The sequence below is a fragment of the Larkinella arboricola genome (genome assembly GCF_003259745.1).
Classification (GTDB): Bacteria; Bacteroidota; Bacteroidia; order Cytophagales; family Spirosomataceae; genus Larkinella; species Larkinella arboricola.
Genome location: NZ_QLMC01000005.1, coordinates 115,697 through 134,376, shown reverse-complemented (window position 1 = coordinate 134,376; position 18,680 = coordinate 115,697). Strand labels below are relative to the sequence as shown.

Below are 18,680 nucleotides of genomic sequence, written 5' to 3'. Positions count from 1 at the left end.
GGTCCCCATTAAAACAGGAAAGCCCGACCATTTGGTCGGGCTTTCCTGTTTTAGAATGATGAGTTAAGAGTGAAGAATGAAGAGTTGGCGGACGCATTAATTCTTAACTCTTCACTCTTAATTCTTCACTCCTCAGGGTTGGTCTGCGTTTTTGGCAGGAGCGGTTTTGCCGTTGGGTCCCAATGAGTTGATCCAGGCGGCAATTTTCAGCGCGTCGGCTTTCGGAACCTGGGGCATCGGCGGCATTTCCGTGGCATAGTCCGGCCAGTTCTGCGGTTTCGGATTGTAAATCAGTTCAACAATCTTCTCATTGCTGTAACCCCGTTTAGCAACATCCGAAAACGCCGGGCCAACCTGCCGTTTTTCGGCATTGTGGCAAGCCGAGCAGGTGTGCCGGTTCAATAACGGTTTTACCTCCTCAAACGTTGGTGCTTTGGCAATCAGCGCGCCCGTTTTCGTACCGGCAGCCGTGGTTTTAGCCCCCGGTTTGGCACCTGTTTTCGCCGGAGTGCCTTTTTTGGCCGGAGCAGCCGGAGCCGCTTTCACAGCCGCCGAATTGGTGGTGCTTACCTCGCTCATGGCCAGCTTCTGCCCTTCCGGAATATTGTTCAGCGTATAATAAGCCGTGGGGTGAACCAACGAATACGACCCTTGCACCGCCCGAACACCGTCGAGCGTGATGTTATGGATGTAATACTGACGCAGGTTATCCACAATGACACGGGCTTTCAATCCATCGGGTGAAACTTTCACGCCTTTTACCGTACAGGTTTCTTTGTTCACCGTCGGACTACCGTATACCGGGTGGTATTTGTAAATGAAGCTCTCGACAGAATACGAAGCCAGGTCTTCAGCCGATTTACGATCTACCGGCATCGTGAATTCAACCTCAAAACCGTCGGGCATGGCGCGAACGGCCCGCATCTCAAACGGCAGCTGGTTGTTCCAGGTCAGGCGTTGCAGACCCTCATCAGCTTCACCGGCCGAACCCCAGCCCCGGTTGGTTTCGCCCACAAACAGCGAACCGTCTTTGGCCCAGGCCATCCGCAGAACGCCCGAGCGGAAACCACTCCGGAAATCAATGGAAGCTCCCTGGTATTCACCGTTGACTTTTTCCATAAACACACGTGTGATCTTGCTCTGTCCCTGATCGCCTACCAGCAACTGCCCCTGGAAAGGCCCAAACGAGCCTTCCGGAATCTGCGTGATTTCGGAGTTGGAAATGCCCTGAATACCGTGGGGCAGCCACACCACCGGCAATTGAATTTCCGGAAACTCTTTCTTCATTTCGAACAGGGTCACGAATTTCTCGTCCACCACGTTTTCCGGCTTGATGGCCCGGCCCCGCTCATCGCGGTTATCGCGCGGATTTACCTTGGCGTATACCTGTTCCTGCGTCAGTTTAACGGGTGACTTCGGATCACCGCTCCAGCGCAGACCTGCCGGGTGGCCCATGAAAGCACCTTTCTTGACGTGCCAAACACCCCCTGAACCAATCCAGTCGCCCTGGTTATCGGCGTAGAACAGTTCACCGTCGATCATGCCCAGACCCGCCGGAGACCGTACACCCGTTGCCCAGGGTTCAATCTGTCCGTCTTTGGTGATGTGCATAATCCAGCCGCGCCAGGGGACCCGGCTTTCGCCCGCCCACCATTTTTCGTCGCCAAACGCTACGTTACCCGAGATGAAATACGAGCCATCCGGGGCCAGCTTGGGACCAAAGGTATATTCGTGGTAGTGTCCCGAAACCGGAATATTGGTGACGGTTTCGATGACATCCGCTTTGCCGTCTTTGTTGGTATCCACCAGTTTGGTCAACTCACCGCGTTGGGCGCAGTAGAGGGCTCCGTCTTTATAGGCCAGGCCCAGCACTTCGTGCAGTCCCGACGCAAATTTGCGGAAGAACGGCCGGCGGCTGGTCGGGTTTTCAACGATCCAGATGTCGCCCCGACGGGTTGCCACGCCCAGATCGCCGTTCGGCAGCACGGTCAAACCGCCTACTTCCAGCAGTGTTCCTTCCGGTGCTGATACTTTCAGAATTTTAAAGAAATCTTCTTCTTTTGGCGACTCCTGCGCCCAACCCGCCGAACAGATGGCTGCCGATAACAAAGCACCAAAGGCCGTCCGACGAAGAATAGATGTATGTTTCATAGCAATTAAAACAGGATCGAGTAACTCAGTTTGCCCTTCACCGGAACGATCAGTTCCTGCCGTTCGCCTACTTTCCGTACCGTCGGCGTTGCGCCCCCGGCATCATCAATGCGCACGTAATACGCCTTGCCGTCAACAACGTACATGCCGTTTTCCAGCGGAGCAATGGTAGTGCCTTCCACCAGCCGGGCATACAGATTGCTGGCCGGATTTTGCACGGTCAGCTCCCGACGAACGCCCTGACCATTGTCGAGCACCCGTACCGCATCCGTCACCGTAGCACCGTACGTCTGGTAGCGGAACGTCGGACGGTCGTTTTCGTCGAGCAGATAGCCTCTTGGGCGGTAACCGCTGCCGGTTGTATCGGTAGGCCAGGCGGCTTGCGCAGAAGCCAGCTTTGTCAGTCCGGGCAACGGCATACCTAACCGCTGCACCATGCCCATCGGCCGCGACGAACCATCGCCCCGATCGTGCCACATCGGGGTAGCATCCAGAAACTTACCCCGCCAAACTTGAATCAGCGCACCGTTATCCATATCGTAGGTGTAATGCACCTGATCAGGGCTGCCCACCGAAACGGCATGTACCACCCGCAGGGTCCGGCCCTGTGCATTTTTATAGCCGGGCATATCCATGAAGCTCCGCAGAACGGTATTCGACGATGCATCGACCAGAATCGGGTCGGTCGGGTCGCCGGAATTGTTGTTGCTGGGGTCACTGATGACGTATTCACGAATACCGGGACCGGTAACCGCTAATCCGATGGACGGTTTGGCCCAGTCTTCCAGCTTGGCGTACATCAACTCAAACGGCACATCACCGGCAGGCAACGTAACGCTGCCGTTTTGCCGACGGTCGCCGGGCGTAATGACCACTTTGTTGTTGATTTTCATCATACCACCCCCACCGGCTGCACCCAGATTGAAGGCATAATCGCCCGGTTCTTTCACGCGGAGTGTGCCGGTATACCGAATCAGAAACTCGTTCGGAATCCGGGTCACGTTCGCCGTCAGAAGAACCGACGAACCTTCGGCTTCCGGCGGCAGCTTGCTGAAATCCGGCTCTTTATCAAACCGTCCTTTGTAAACCGTATATTTCAGGTTCATCAGCTCCGGACGGGGTTTGTCGTAATTTTTAATGATGATGTTCCGAAGCGCCACCGGGCCGTGGTCGCCCTGAATCCGCAGCGGTCCCATTGCCACTTCGTTGTTGCCCAGCGCACCGCGGGTCGGTCCCGACAGTTCAACGTTTTCGTGGATGGCCACGCCGTTCAGTTCGACGAGCAGCATCCGGGCGTTTTCAATTTTCTTGCCGCTGGCATCGAAGCGCGGGGCCTGAAAGGATATTTTCAGGTGTTGCCACAAACCCGGTGCGCGGCTGGCATTCTGGCGGGGCGGGTGGCCTTCATAGCCCTTCTGCCCGTCGGGTTTGCTGTCGTCCCAACGTTCGTAAATACCGCCATTATCACCCGCTCTGGGCGTTTTGACACCCCAGCTATCGAGCAGTTGAATTTCATACCGGCCCTGCAGGTAGATTCCGGAATTGGAACCTTTCGCAATCATGAAATCCAGATCCAGGTCCACGTCGCCGTGCTGGAAATTCGATACCAGATCGATGTTACCGTCTTTGACGGGCAGGTTCGCCAGTACACCAGTCCCTTTCGTACTGGTCAATACATTATTTTGGTTCAGATTAGCCGATACATCACCGACGATCTGCCAGTTTTTGCCGGGTTTTTGAAACGCGCTCAGGTCGTTAAGCGGCAACGCACTGGGTTGATCCGACTTGGGTTGGGCCAGGGCCAGCCCAACGTTACAGACCCAGCCGACGCCCAACAACAGCCGAGCCATGGTTGTAGTCATAGAGTTTATACGCATATAAATTTGAAATTTGGGGTGGAAAGTTACTACATTTTTAAAATTTTTTATAAATAGTTACGCCCACCTGAAACAGAATTATTTTAATATCGAATAATAGAACACAAAGATGAGGCAAATTCCCGAATTCGTCAGTCAAGCGACAAAACTTTCATTATTACCCTATTAGGCACCATCAACACGGCTTCAAGCAGCAATCTACTACCGCCGTTAGTAGGACAAATCGCATTACGGGTGTATTTTTAATGGTCAATTTCGTTTTTACCCGATGCGCATCGTTTTACGCCTGTCTTTGCTGATTATATTCTTCCATAACCAGGTTATCGGACAATCCGGGAAAGGCGACCGCCTGACCGGTGCAAGTTTTGCCACCCGCAGTCCGGTGCTGGGAACACACGGCATGGTAGCAACCAGCCACCCGCTAGCGACGCAAACGGGTCTGGATGTGCTGAAACAGGGCGGAACGGCGGTGGATGCGGCCATTGCGGCCAATGCCATGCTGGGTCTGGTAGAACCCAACAACTGCGGCATTGGGGGTGATTTATTCGCGATTGTCTGGTCGGCCAGGGACCGCAAACTGTACGGATTGAACGCCAGCGGGCGCTCGGCCTACGGACTGACGTATGCCAAACTAAAGAGTCTGCTGGGCGATCAGAAGCAACTACCGCTGTACGGTCCGCTGTCGGTATCGGTGCCGGGTGCCGTCGATGGCTGGTTTCAACTGAACAAACGGTTTGGGAAGCTCCCGATGAAAACGCTTCTGGCCCCCAGCATCCGGTATGCAAAGGAGGGCGTTCCGGTGCCGCAGGTCATTGCCTATTCCTGGAAAACCGCCGTCAGCCGACTGGAAGCCAGCCAGAAAACCGTCGGCGAGTTTGATAATTTCCGGAAAACGTTTCTCATCAACGGCCAGGTACCCGCCGAAGGTCAGTTATTCCGCAACCCGGATTTGGCGGCTACCTACACTGCCATCGCTACCGACGGACGGGACGCTTTTTATAAAGGCAAACTGGCCGACGCAATGGATCGGTACGCCCACCGGACCGGAATTTACCTGCGAAAAGACGATCTGGCCGCTCACCAGAGTACCTGGATCGAGCCGGTTTCGGTCAACTATCGTGGCTACGATGTATACGAACTGCCGCCCAACGGTCAGGGAATTTCGGTGCTTCAGATGCTGAACATTCTGGAGGGATACGACCTGAAAAGCCTGGGCCACAACAGCGCCGATTACCTGCATTTGCTCGTTGAAGCCAAAAAACTGGCGTTTGAGGACCGTGCCCGGCACTACGCCGATCCGGATTTCTCCAAAATCCCGCTGACCTGGCTTCTTTCCAAAGAATACGCAGCCCAACGCCGAAAACTCATTGATCCGAAACGGGCCGCCGAGCGCATCGATGCCGGGGTGCCGGTTTTGCAGTCGGGCGATACGGTTTATCTGACGGTGGCCGACGACGAAGGCAACATCGTGTCGCTGATTCAGAGCAACATGCTTGAATTTGGCAGCGGTATGGTGCCCGACGGCCTGGGCTTTACATTCCAGAATCGGGGCACCAGTTTCAGTATGGAAGAAGGCCACGCCAATGTCTACGCGCCAGGCAAACGACCTTTTACAACCATCATCCCCGGTTTTGTCCTGAAAAACGGCCAGCCTTTTCTAAGTTTTGGCGTCATGGGGGGTGCCATGCAGCCGCAGGGCCACCTGCAAATTCTCTGCAACATTATCGACTTCGGCCTGAATGTGCAGGAAGCGGGAGATGCCGCCCGGTTCAGCCACGGAGGAAGCAGCGAACCGACAGGAACCCAGATGATCGACGGGGGCAAACTCGCACTCGAAAGCGGTATTCCCGAAAACGTCCGGCAGGAGTTGCAGCGCCGGGGCCACCGGCTGACCGACACCGACTTTTTCGGTGGTTACCAGGCCATTCAGGTTACGCCCGCCAACCGCGTGTATCAGGGAGCGTCCGAGATGCGTAAAGACGGACAGGCCGCTGGCTATTGAATTAAAAATACATCAACATGACAATTGATCTGCGTAGCGATACCGTTACCAAACCGACTCCTGCGATGCTGGAGGCTATGTTTAAGGCGGAAGTGGGCGATGATGTGTCCGGCGACGACCCAACCGTCAACGCCCTGGAAGAAAAAGCCACCCGGCTTTTCGGCAAGGAAGCCGCCCTCTTCTGCCCGTCCGGTACCATGACCAACCAACTCGCCATCCGGACCCACACCCGCCCCGGCGACGATGTGATCTGCGATCAGCTTTCGCACGTCTATCAGTATGAAGGGGGCGGTATTGCGGTCAACGCGCTGGCTTCCGTGACACTAACCCAGGGAAAGTTTGGCAAACTGACGCCCGAACTGGTTCGCGACAGCATCCAGCCCGACGACGTACACCGACCCCTGACCCGGCTGGTTTGCCTGGAAAATACCGTCAACAAAGGTGGGGGCTGTTATTACACCTTGCCGGAAATCAGGGCAATCCGGGAAGTTTGCGACCAAAACGGTTTAATTCTGCATCTTGACGGCGCCCGGTTGTTCAACGCGTTGGTCGAAACCGGCGAAACCCCGCTCGAACACGGTCAGTTGTTCGACTCCATCAGCATCTGTCTGTCCAAAGGGCTGGGCTGTCCGGTGGGTTCTCTCCTGCTTGGCACCCGTGATGTCGTCAAACAGGCCCGGCGTTACCGCAAAGTAATGGGCGGGGGCTGGCGGCAGGCGGGTTATCTGGCCGCTGCGGGCATCTACGCACTCGATCATCACGTTGACCGGCTAAAAGAAGATCACCGGCGGGCCAAAGCCATTGAACCCATGCTGAAAGCCCTCCCGGAAGTGGACGCCATTTATCCAATCGACACCAACATCGTTATTTTCCGGCTGAGCGAAACCGTTCTGGCAACTGATTATGTCCAGCAACTGGCCCAAAAAGGCATTCGGTGTAGTGTGTTCGGCAAGCACCTGGTACGCTTTGTTACCCACCTTGACTTTACGGACGATCATCTGGCGGAATTGCAAAAAAGGTTGGCCTGAAGGGGTAGAAACAAACAAGGCGATTACATTTAATTTATCTTTGGTCCCAATATTTCGTACAACTCATTGTTTACACAATCCTACATTTTACGAATGAAGAAAAATTTCTTAGCCCTAATCGTACTGGCCGGTATGGCTCAAGTCGCGGTTGCTCAGGAAAAGCGGCAGCAAAATCCGGAGTCTTCCGAAATCTGGGAACCCGTTCCGCGCGTGGTAACACCGGGTGTGTTGTCGCCCAACACCGCATCGGGCACCACGGCCCCGTCCGACGCCATCGTGCTGTTCGACGGCAAAGACGGCAGCCAGTGGGTTTCCGTAAAAAATTACAATCCGGCCAATTGGAATGGCGTCACCGAAGGCTCCAACACCTGGCCCATCCGCGATGGCGCGATGTATTCGGCCAAAGGAGCTTCGCTGCGGACCAAGCAGGAATTTCAGGATTTCCAGTTGCACATCGAGTTCAGAGCTCCTGAAAAAGTGGAAGGAAGTGGTCAGGGACGCGGTAACAGCGGTATTTTCCTACAGGGCCGTTACGAACTTCAGGTACTCGACGGCTACAACAACCCAACGTATTCGAACGGGATGGTGGGCTCGATTTACAAACAGGCCATCCCGCTGGTGAACCCGAGCCGCAAACCGGGCGAATGGCAAACGTACGACATCATCTACTACGCGCCGAAATTCAACAAGGACGGCATGATGTCGGAAATGGGCAAGGTAACGGTTTTACTGAACGGCGTGTTGATCCTGTACGATTTCCACATCAAAGGAACGACGGAATACATTGGCTATCCGAAAGTACAACCCCACGGCAAAGGCCCCCTGTTGTTGCAGGATCACGGTAACCCGGTTGGTTTCCGGAACATCTGGATTCGGGAGTTGTAAGCTTAGTCGAAGCTAATAAGAGGTTAGTTCGCGTAAGAGGTTATTTCGCGGAGTTTAGCGGAGGGAAGAGAGTTTAGCGGAGTACTGTCTCTGCGTAACTCGGATATTCTCCGCTAAGCTCCGCGAAATAACCTTTCTTGTTTACATTGCGTCTAACTAACTAGATGCAATGAAATACCTCCTTCTGTTCGTTCTCGGCTGCCTTGCCTTCACCAGCGATAAACCGGCGTATCAGTTTTACAACCAGAAGCTAAAAACCGTTGATTATCAAAAGGTTTTAAAAGAAGCAAAAGAAGCTGACGTTGTTTTTTTTGGTGAACTGCACAACAACCCGATCTGTCACTGGCTGGAATTGCAGTTAACCAAAGATTTATACGCCGACCGGAAAGCGCAACTGATGCTGGGTGCCGAAATGTTTGAAGCAGATAACCAGACCGCTCTGACTGACTATGTTACCGGCAAAACGACGGACAGGGAATTTGCCAAACAGGCCCGGCTCTGGAGCAACTACAAAACCGATTACCGCCCGCTGGTCGATTTTGCGCGCGAACACAAACTGACGTTTATTGCGACTAATGTGCCGCGCCGGTACGCCAGCGCCGTCGCCCGGCAGGGGCTGGCCTCGCTCGATACGGTTCCGGCCGCTCAGAAAGCCTGGATTGCCCCTCTCCCATTGACCGTTGATCTGACGTTACCCGGCTACAAAGCCATGCTCGACATGATGCACGGCGGCAACGCCAAGTCCGACTCGGAACAAGGAGCCAATTTTGCCCGCGCCCAGGCCATTAAAGACGCCACAATGGCCCATTTCATCCTTCAGAACCGCAAACCCGGCACCACGTTCCTGCACTACAACGGGTCCTATCATTCCAATAATTTTGAGGGAATTATCTGGTACCTGCGCCAGAAACAGCCCGATTTGAAAATTGTGACGATTGCATCGGTTGAAGTACCGGACGTTCAGAAGCCAGACAAAGCCAACCAGAATCTGGCGAACTTCATTCTGCACATCCCGGCGGATATGACCAAGACGTATTGAGTCTTTTTCAGAAAACCGTTACCGCTGCGCCAGCAGCAGCAGCCACAGCACAAAACTGTAATCCCGGAGTTGGGCGCGGAGCAATTTGAGCGCTTTCGTAAGATGGTACTCAACGGCTTTGTCGGTCAGGGCGAGCTTTTGCGAAATTTCCGGAATGGTCTGGCCTTCAAACCGGCTCAGGCGGAATACTTCCTGCGTTTTGGGTGGTAGTTTGAGCAGTTCGGTTTCGATCGTTCCAATCAGGTCCGTATACGCCAGATGGTCCTCGGTCGAAGAGTCGCTCTGCGAAGCAAAGAACTGCTGGTATTCCTGGTATTTTTCGTGAACGACCTGGCTTTTGATGGTATCGATCACGGAATATTTCAGGGCACTGAACAAATAGGAATCAACCCGCCGAACAGTTAGCGCCCCGCGTTTCTGCCAGAGCTGAACAAACAGATCCTGCACCAGTTCCTCGGCGGTTTCCGCCGATCTGGTTTTCTGGTAAGCAACGCGGTACAGCGCATACCAATACCGCTTGTACAGTTCCGCCAAAGCCATCCGATTGCCTCCGGACAAGGCTTCGAGCACCTGTTCGTCTTCCCAATCTTTCAGCGGAGAAAGTCGCAACGTGGCCGGCATTCGTAAAAGGCTTTAGAAGAAACCAAGACCAAATTACATTTTTTTTAACGAATCACGGCAGGCGCTTTCTGGAGCCCGATTTGGGAAGGTTCTCATTCTACTCTTTGTGTTGAACAATTAAAATAATTAGCGGGCCAAAGACCGCAATCCATATAAACATTCTCATTTTTTATAAAATCTTTTAGGGTAATGGGGTAGGTTTGTCGACTTACCCAGTATAAAAAAGCAACGTGCTGTTGATGCAAAAAGAAGAATTCGTCCGATTGCTTGCCAAATACAAAAAAGGCCAGTGTAGCGCAGCAGAAATCAGGCTGATCAACCGCTGGTATGAGCAGGTAGGAACGGATGAAGAACCGCCGTTGAACCTTGCCGACCGGCAGCACCTGGAAAGGAGACTCTGGCAGCAGATTGACCGGCAGACAACTGATCCGGACGAAACCGCGCCAGGGCAGCAAAACCGTTTCATCCGGCTACCAGTAGTCGCGCGGTGGGCTGCGGCTGCGGTGCTGGTGGGGCTGCTCGGCTGGAGTGCGTTGCTGATACACCGTCATGCGGGCCGCCCGCTGGCTACCGGCCCGCTACCATCTGCAACTAAACGGTCACTGGTTGAACGCACGAATGCGACGAATCAGCCACAGTCCATTGTGCTGAATGACGGTAGCGTGGTCCAGTTACAACCGCATAGCACCATTCAGTATGTACCAGATTTTCAGGACAAAAACCGGGAAGTCTGGCTTAAGGGGCAGGCTTTTTTTCAGGTTCGGAAGGATGCCGAACGGCCGTTTCTCGTGTATAGTCGCACAATCGTGACGCGGGTGCTCGGCACCAGTTTCTGGGTGACGGCACCGACCGATGCCAAAACCGTGGAAGTCGCCGTTCATAGCGGTCGGGTTGCCGTTTTCAAAAAAGCGACCCAGTCGGCCTCCGAGCCCGAATTGGCCAGCCTCGAAGATGCGTCGGGTGTGGTGCTCACCCCGAATCAGAAGGTAACCATTTTTGTTGAGCAAAACCGCCTGAGTCGGGGGCTGGTTGATGCGCCGAAACCGATTACCAGTCCCGCCCCTGCCGAACCGGCCGCCTTTTCATTTGATGACAGTCCTTTGCCAGAAGTGCTGCACCAACTCGAACGGGCCTACGGTATCGACCTGGAAATCAGCAACGAAGCCCTGGCTAACTGCCGATTTTCGGGTAACATCACCCGGCAGCCGCTTTACACCAAGCTGGAGCTGATTTGCCAGTCGCTCAATGCGCAGTATGAAGTGCAGGGAACGCGCATTCTGATCAACGGCTCCGGCTGTACCCCTTAATCTTAATCCTTTAACTTATTCCCAATTAACCCAATGCCTATGATTTAACCAGCTACTGCTCCATAAAAAAGCCGACAGTGTAGCTGCACTGCCGGCCCGAAACGCCCCATCTGATGCCATTATCGCTCATCTGCCAGGATGAGCCGGGGCTTGTTTTGTCGAATCCTTTCATCTATCCCTACAAAACAATCAAAAATATGAAATTTAGTCGAATGTTCGGTTTGCCCCTCCTGACCGTCATGAAAGTCTCCTTTCTACCCCTTTTCCTTATTCTGTTGCTGACCGGTTCGTCGCTGGCGCATGATGGCAAAGCGCAGGATATGCTTCAGCGCCCGATTTCGATACGGGCGGATGAAGTAGCGCTCCGGCACATCCTTTCCCGGCTCGAACGGCTGGCCAATGTTGACTTCGTGTATAGCACCAGCACCGTCCCGGTCGCCCGAAAAGTCTCGCTCAACGCGCAAAACCAGAAACTGTCGGTGGTGCTGGAATCGCTGCTGAAACCGCTCGGGCTGACGTATCAGGTCATTGGCGGCCAGATCGTCATTCAGTTGCCTCCGGCTGGCTCCGGCCCCAAATCAATCATAACCCCGTCTGCTACTGGCAGTTCGCAAACCGTCGACCGAACGATTACGGGCCAGGTAACCGCCGAAAACAACGAAGGGTTGCCCGGCGTCAGCGTCGTGATCAAAAATACTACGCGCGGCACCACGACCGACATGGACGGCAAATTTCGGCTGACGGTTCCCGACGATGCCAGCACGCTGGTTTTTTCGTTCGTCGGTTATGCCAATCAGGAAATTTCAATTGGCAACCAGACAACGATCAATGTACAACTGGCTCCCGATCAGAAAACGCTGGAGGAAATCGTCGTGGTCGGCTACGGAACGGTTCAGAAAAAAGACCTGACCGGGGCCGTTGCCTCCGTGCAGGGTGACGCTATTACCGCCCGCAAAACCACCCAGATTTCGCAGGCCTTGCAGGGCGCGGTACCGGGCGTTACCGTCACGCGGGCCAATAGCGCACCGGGGGCCACCGCTACCATCCGGGTTCGGGGCGTCACTACCATCAGCGAAGCCGGTGCCAATCCACTGATCATTCTCGATGGTGTTCCCATCGACGACATCAACACCATCAACCCCAACGATGTCGAAAACATTTCGGTCCTGAAAGATGCGGCTTCGGCTTCCATCTACGGTTCCCGGGCCGCAGCCGGGGTTATTCTGGTGACGACCAAACGGGCCAAAAACGGTCAGTTGAGCCTGGATTACACGGCAGAATACGGTTTTGAAAAGGCCACGCGCCTGCCGGAGTATGTGAATGCCAAGCGGTTTATGCAACTCACCAACGAACTGCGCTGGAACGACAATGGTAACAACGCCAACCAATTCCCGACCTACCCCAAAGAGCTGATTGATAACTACGACAACCTGCACGCCCAGGACCCCGACCAGTATCCGAACACGGACTGGCGCGCCATGATGCTGAAGGATTACGCGCCCCGCCGAAGCCACATGCTGAGCATATCGGGTTCCGGCAAATCGCTCCGCTCGCGGGTTTCACTCGGCTACGACAAAACCGACGCCTTGTACGAAGGCCGGAGCTACGAACGGATTACGGCGCGGGTCAACAACGACCTCACCATCAACAACTACTTATCGGCCAGCGTCGACTTTAACTTTCGGCGGGCGTTTTCACCCCAACCCATTACCGATAACCGGAGCGACCCGCCATCCTATCCTTTTTACAAAATGGGCATCATGCCGCCGGTCTATGCCGCCATGTTTTCGGATGGTCGCATCGGGTCGGGGAAAGATGGGGCCAATATCTACGCCCGGCTTAAAGACGGCGGTTTTAATAATGCCTGGTATAACCAGGTGGGTGGTAAGATCAGCCTTGATTTTACTCCCATTAAAGGACTGAAAATAAGCGGGGTCCTCTCTCCCTTCTTTAATTTCGACAAAGTGAAAGTATTCACCAAAAAAGTCCCCTACACCCTGTGGAACAGCCCGGAAATCAATTCCGGCTTCATTGAAGGACAGTCGCAAACGAAACTGGAAGAAACCCGCAATGACAGCTACCGCTACACGACGCAGGCCCTGGCCAATTATACCCGGCAATTCGGCGATCACAACCTGAATCTGTTGGCCGGTTACGAATATTTCTACGCGTTCAACGAGGGGCTGGGCGCTTCCCGAGGGCAGTATATCCTGAGCTCCTATCCGTACCTGAACCTCGGCCCGCTGGATTTCCGCGATAACAGCGGCAGTGCCAGCGAAAATGCCTACCGTTCGTGGTTCGGACGGGTGATGTACGATTACAAAAGCCGGTATTTCATCCAGGCCAACGTCCGCTATGATGCGTCGTCCCGCTTTGCTTCCGACTACCGCTGGGGAGCATTCCCATCCGTTTCGGCAGGCTGGGTGGTTTCGGAAGAGAATTTCATGAAGTCGACGGCATCCTGGTTGTCTTTCCTGAAAGTACGGGCGTCGTGGGGGTCTTTAGGCAACGAGCGGATTGGCAACAATCTGTACCCCTATCAGGCCATCCTGAATTTTGAAAACAACTCGCTGTTTTACCAGGGCAACACGGTTCTGGCGGCTCAGGCAGCGGCCCAGTTTCAGTACGCGATCCGGAATATTTCCTGGGAAAAGACCCATTCCTTTGACATCGGCCTCGACGTCAATTTCTTCCGCGACCGTCTCCAGGTAACCGCCGATTATTACAAAAAAACCACCCGGGATATGTTGTTGCAGATCGAAATTCCCGATTATGTAGGTTTCGATAATCCGTACCAGAATACCGGTAAAATGTTCACCACGGGCTGGGAAATGCAGGCCGGATGGAACGACCGCCGGGGCGATCTGCGCTACAGTGCTTCCTTCAACCTGTCCGATTTCAAATCCACGATGGGTGACCTGGGCGGAACCGCTTTTCTGGATGATCAGATCAAAATTCAGGGTAGCCAGTTCAACGAATGGTACGGGTATGTATCCGAGGGTCTTTACCAAACTGCCGACGAGGTGGCCAATTCGCCCAAACTGAACGCCAACGTAAAACCGGGTGACGTTCGGTATAAGGACATCAGCGGCCCGGCGGGTGTTCCCGACGGCAAGATTTCGCCCGAATACGACCGCGTGTTGCTGGGTGGTTCGCTGCCCCGGTATTCGTACGGAGCGAATATTAACCTCGGGTATAAAAACTGGGATTTTGGCCTGGTATTACAGGGCGTCGCCAAGCAAAACTCGCGGCTGGGTGCGGATATTGTGCAGCCGCTGCGCGAAAACTTTGGCACGTTCCCGGCCATTCTGGATGGGGCGGCCTGGAGCACGTACAATACGCCCGAGCAGAATTTTCAGGCGCAATACCCCCGCTACACCAACACATCGGCCGGTAATAACTACGCCATGTCCGACTACTGGCTCATCAACGGTGCGTATTTCCGCCTGAAAAACATCAGCCTGGGGTATAACATCCCGAAAGTTGTGACGCAAAAACTGAAAATGCAAAGCATCCGCGTCTACAGTTCAGTTACGGATCTGTTGTCCATCAGCAAATTCCCGACCGGTTGGGACCCCGAAAGAACCTCGCTGGGCTACCCCATTACTACCTCGTTCGTCTTTGGAGCCTCCGTTAAATTCTAACCCGATCCCCTATGAAACTGAATATATTCACCTTCCTGTTTAGTCTGCTTTTCCTGACGGCCTGCGATAGCCTGGATTTGAACCCGCTGTCGGACGGCTCCAGCGAAACCTGGAACTCGAATGCCGAGGAAATTGAAATGTCGCTGAACGGTTTGTACAAAGATGCGTTCTGGATGCAGGATCTGGACGACTGGACCGACGACTGGACCTACCGCGATGCCACCACCCCCGTTACCGGTGCCACCATCAACGGTGAAACTGATTTCGTCAAGACCTGGTGGACTAACACCTACAAAGCCATCGCCCGCGCCAATACGGTTATTCAGAGCGTGGATCGGGCGGCTGCGGTTTTGTCGCCCGCCCAGATCGAACGGTATGCCGCCGAAGCACGGTTTATCCGGGCCTGCCAGTATTCGCGGTTGCTTTCGCACTACGGGAATATCGTTTATACCGAAACCACGTTGAGCATTGAAGAAGCGCTGGCGCTGAAACAGACCCCGAAAGAAGAGGTGCTGCAAAAAATCTACGCCGACTTTGATTTTGCCGCTTCCAAACTGAAAACCACGTACGGCAACTCGGAATTGAAACGGGCCTCGGCCGGAGCCGCCTACGCCATGAAAGCCCGGATTGCGTTGCAAATGAGCGACTGGAAAACCGCCCGCGATGCGGCCAAAGCCTGCATGGACCTGAAGGCTTACACGCTGCACAGCGACTTCGGCAACCTGTTTTTGTCGAAGACCAAGAATTCGGTGGAAACCATCTTCGGACTCCCCCGCTCAGTAGCGTTGAAAGTAACGCTGGGCGGTCTTCAGGATTACGTTCCCCGGAATGCGGGTGGCTACGCGGCCAAAGATCCTTCCTGGGATTTGTTCTGTGCCTTCCTGTGCAAAGACGGTTTACCCATCGACGAATCTCCGCTGTTCAACCCGCGCGAACCGTTTAAAAACCGCGATCCGCGCTGTACGGCCACCATCGTTGAATTCCAGACGCCCCACATCGGTTTTATTTTCCAGCCGCATCCGGATTCGGTTCAGGTACTCCGCACCAGTAACAATACCCGGGTTAATAACAACGACACGCGTTCCATTGCCCAGTTTGCTTCCTTCAACGGTTTAATCTGGAAAAAAGGCATCGATGCCGACTGGACGCTGAATTCGTGGACGGCGGAACCCGACAAAATTATCATCCGCTACGCCGATGTGCTGCTGATGTATGCCGAAGCCAAGATTGAACTCAACGAGATCGATCAGTCAGTGCTGGATGCCATCAATACCGTTCGGGCGCGGGCCTACGGTGTAGCAGTTACGGCCACTTCGGCGTATCCGGCAGTTAACATGGGCAATCAGGCGGCTTTGCGCAAAGCCGTGCGCATCGAACGTCGGATGGAGTTTGCCCTGGAAGGCATTCGTTACATGGACATCATCCGCTGGAAACTCGCCGAAAAAGTCCTGAACAAACTTAACTACGGCCTGCTCGACCCCGCCGATCTGCGCACGAAAGTGGTAAAACCAGGCCTGTGGTTTTTCCCGCAGGTACCCCAAATTGACGACGACGGTGTGGCCGACTTTAGCCCCATGTACAATGCAGGGCTAATCAAGCAGTTGACCATCCGGAAATTCGACGCAACCCGCCAGTACCTGTGGCCCATTCCGTCGAAAGAAGTGCTGACAAGTGGTTTAGTTCAAAATCCCGGTTATTGATCGAAAAATATGCGAATCAAATTCATACTCTGCGCACTGTTTTTCGGTGTTGCCTGGCCGGTGGCTGCGCAGAAAAATATGGATAAACCCCTGCAAATTAGCGGGGTTTACCCACACCTGGCGGCATTCAACGAAGGCGACGGCATTCCCTGTCCGCGCCCCGGCACCGGCAACGGGGGCGAAATCGGCATCGGGGCGGTGGTGCCCTGGGCCGGTAAACTGTGGATGATCACGTATTCACCCCACTGCCCGGAAGGAAGTTCCGATAAGCTCTACACGATCGACGAAAATCTCCGGATGGAAATCCGGCCCGAGAGCGTCGGCGGAACGCCCGCGAACCGGATGATTCACCGGGAATCCAATCAGTTGCTCATCGGGCCTTATCTGGTCGATGCCAGCGGGAAGGTGCGGACCATTCCGCCCTCCCGGATGCCCGGACGCCTGACCGCCACCGCCCGGCACCTGAAGGACCCCGCCAACTGGGTCTATTACTACGACATGGAAGGTGCGCTCTACGAAGCCAACGTGCATTCGCTGGCCGTGAACAAATTGTTTACCTATCCGATTCCGGGCTGGCACGGCAAGGGTGGCTATACGGCGCAGGGGCAGCTGGTGCTGGCCAACAACGGCGAACGCAGCAAATGGAACGCCAATGCGCCGGATTTACAGGTTGGCGGGCCACCGAAAAATGCCGACGAAAAAGGGGTTCTGGCTTCCTGGGACGGCAAAAACTGGAAAATCATCGAGCGTCGGCAATTTACCGACGTAACCGGCCCCGGCGGAATTTACGGTTCGCCCAACGATAAAAGCCCGCTCTGGAGCATCGGCTGGGACAAACGCTCGGTGCTTCTGAAACTGCTGGACGACGGACAATGGTACATGTTCCGGTTGCCCAAAGCCACGCATACCTACGATGGATCGACGGGCGTGTATACCGAATGGCCGCGCATCCGCGAAATCGGCAATGGGAAAATGTTGCTGGATATGCACGGCATGTTCTATGATTTCCCAAAAACCTTCAGCGCCCGGAACACCGCCGGCCTTGCACCGATTGCCAGCCACCTGCGCTACGTACCGGATTTCTGCTACTGGAACGGCCAACTGGTCATTGCCACCGACGAGACCAGCCTGCTGCAAAACCCGATGGCGGGCCGGTCGCAATCGAACCTCTGGTTCGGAAAACCGGAAGAACTGAAAAACTGGGGAGCCACCAGCAGCTGGGGCGGGGTCTGGATCAACGATGACGTGAAAGCCGGTGCCGTTTCCGAACCATTTCTGATCAACGGTTTTGGCCAGAAAATCGTCCACCTGAGCCATAACACGGGCAAAGCGGCCACGTTCACTCTGGAAATCAGCCAGAAAGGCACCAACGACTGGCAGCCGTACCAAACCGTTACGGTACCCGCGTCGGGCTATGCCTACCACATTTTTCCGGCCACGGTTTCGGCCAACTGGATTCGGGTGAAAAGCGGCCAGGACGGCAAAGCGACGATTTTCTTTCATTTTCAGGGGACGGGTCATTCCGCGCAAACGGCCAGGAGCCAGTTCAGGGCATTGGCGGATATTGACGACAAAAGTCCGGTTACGGCGGGCCTGATTCGTCCGGCGGGTCACAACAAGAACCTTCAGTTTCTGGACCTTTCGGCCTCGTCGGGACCAACCTACTACGAAGTAGACGAAAAACTCGGTTTTGCCCGTCCGGCCGAAAACCGGGAAAAAGAAGTCGCCGAACTATGCGCCCTGAAAAAGGAATTTGAACTGGATGCCGCTTCGGTCATCGTGAAAGACAAATCCGGTACGTTCAGGCTACCTAAAACGTCGGCCCGCTACGACCAGCCGTTTGCCGCCGGCTGGCCCCGCGACCGCCGGGAGCTGGAATCGGAGCGGTATATGTTCAACGCCCACGGCACGTTCTACGAAGTGCCGCGCGAAGCCGGTTTCTCGTCCATGCGTCCCGTCACCACCCACAAAAAACAGATTCAGGATTTTTGCACCTGGCGGGGTCTGCTGGTGCTGAGTGGAACGGGCAAAACCGCCAAAACCGACGGCCATTTTTTCGGCAGCAACGCGGATAAAACCGGCCTCTGGTTTGGTGCCATCGACGACTTGTGGCAGTTAGGCAAACCCGTTGGCGAAGGCGGGGTCTGGAAGAATTCCAACGTGAAAGCGGGCGAACCGTCCCTCCCCTACCTGATGACGGGGTATGACAAAAAGAAAGTGACGCTTCAGTCGGATAAAGACGCCGAGTTTACCCTCGAAGTGGATTTTGATCACAACGGCTGGCATGCCTACCAGACGATCAACGTACCCGCGGGCAAAGCGGTCGTGCACGAATTTCCGGCGGGCTTCAACGCCCATTGGGTGCGGGTTACGTCCAACCAGGACAGTAAAGCGACGGCCTGGTTTACTTACCAATAATAGCAAGT

At 54.6% G+C, this 18,680-nt stretch carries 11 protein-coding genes; 8 read left to right on the top strand and 3 right to left on the bottom strand.

The features are described 5' to 3' along the window. Positions 1–132: 132 nt before the first annotated feature. Both LX87_RS19715 and LX87_RS19710 read right to left on the bottom strand, forming a co-directional pair. Positions 133–2,151 (bottom strand): c-type cytochrome, encoded by a 2,019-nt coding sequence (locus LX87_RS19715; RefSeq protein WP_229310738.1) that lies wholly within the window; start codon positions 2,149–2,151, stop codon positions 133–135. A gap of 5 nt (positions 2,152–2,156) precedes the next feature. Continuing rightward, positions 2,157–4,013, bottom strand: coding sequence for a 3-keto-disaccharide hydrolase (locus tag LX87_RS19710; RefSeq protein ID WP_111630002.1), 1,857 nt, complete (start codon positions 4,011–4,013; stop codon positions 2,157–2,159). A 283-nt stretch (positions 4,014–4,296) separates the two neighbouring features. On the opposite strand from LX87_RS19710, the gene ggt reads away from it, so the two are divergent. The 4 genes from ggt to LX87_RS19690 all read left to right on the top strand — a co-directional run bounded on the left by ggt (position 4,297) and on the right by LX87_RS19690 (position 8,982). Next, on the top strand, positions 4,297–6,030 hold the full coding sequence (gene ggt, locus LX87_RS19705) for a gamma-glutamyltransferase (protein WP_111630001.1): 1,734 nt from the start codon (positions 4,297–4,299) through the stop codon (positions 6,028–6,030). Positions 6,031–6,047: 17 nt separating this feature from the next. Beyond that, positions 6,048–7,058, top strand: coding sequence for a threonine aldolase family protein (locus LX87_RS19700; RefSeq protein ID WP_111630000.1), 1,011 nt, complete (start codon positions 6,048–6,050; stop codon positions 7,056–7,058). Between the two features lie 93 nt (positions 7,059–7,151). Then, positions 7,152–7,943 carry a 3-keto-disaccharide hydrolase gene (locus LX87_RS19695; protein ID WP_111629999.1) on the top strand — a complete coding sequence of 264 codons (792 nt, stop codon included), beginning with the start codon at positions 7,152–7,154 and terminating at the stop codon, positions 7,941–7,943. A gap of 169 nt (positions 7,944–8,112) precedes the next feature. Continuing rightward, the gene (locus tag LX87_RS19690) at positions 8,113–8,982 is read left to right on the top strand and encodes a ChaN family lipoprotein (protein ID WP_111629998.1); all 870 of its coding nucleotides are present in this window, start codon (positions 8,113–8,115) and stop codon (positions 8,980–8,982) included. A gap of 18 nt (positions 8,983–9,000) precedes the next feature. On the opposite strand, the gene LX87_RS19685 is transcribed toward LX87_RS19690, so the two are convergent. Continuing rightward, on the bottom strand, positions 9,001–9,603 hold the full coding sequence (locus tag LX87_RS19685) for an RNA polymerase sigma-70 factor (RefSeq protein WP_111629997.1): 603 nt from the start codon (positions 9,601–9,603) through the stop codon (positions 9,001–9,003). Positions 9,604–9,842: 239 nt separating this feature from the next. Between LX87_RS19685 and LX87_RS19680 the strand changes: the two genes are divergently transcribed. The 4 genes from LX87_RS19680 to LX87_RS19665 all read left to right on the top strand — a co-directional run bounded on the left by LX87_RS19680 (position 9,843) and on the right by LX87_RS19665 (position 18,672). Next, positions 9,843–10,910 carry a FecR family protein gene (locus LX87_RS19680; protein ID WP_111629996.1) on the top strand — a complete coding sequence of 356 codons (1,068 nt, stop codon included), beginning with the start codon at positions 9,843–9,845 and terminating at the stop codon, positions 10,908–10,910. 197 nt (positions 10,911–11,107) lie between these two features. After that, positions 11,108–14,554: a TonB-dependent receptor gene (locus tag LX87_RS19675; protein ID WP_229310736.1), complete on the top strand. Its 3,447-nt coding sequence runs from the start codon at positions 11,108–11,110 to the stop codon at positions 14,552–14,554. Between the two features lie 11 nt (positions 14,555–14,565). Beyond that, positions 14,566–16,254: a RagB/SusD family nutrient uptake outer membrane protein gene (locus LX87_RS19670; RefSeq protein ID WP_111629995.1), complete on the top strand. Its 1,689-nt coding sequence runs from the start codon at positions 14,566–14,568 to the stop codon at positions 16,252–16,254. Positions 16,255–16,263: 9 nt separating this feature from the next. Beyond that, positions 16,264–18,672, top strand: a complete 2,409-nt coding sequence (locus tag LX87_RS19665) for a hypothetical protein (protein ID WP_111629994.1) — start codon at positions 16,264–16,266, stop codon at positions 18,670–18,672. Positions 18,673–18,680: the final 8 nt, after the last annotated feature.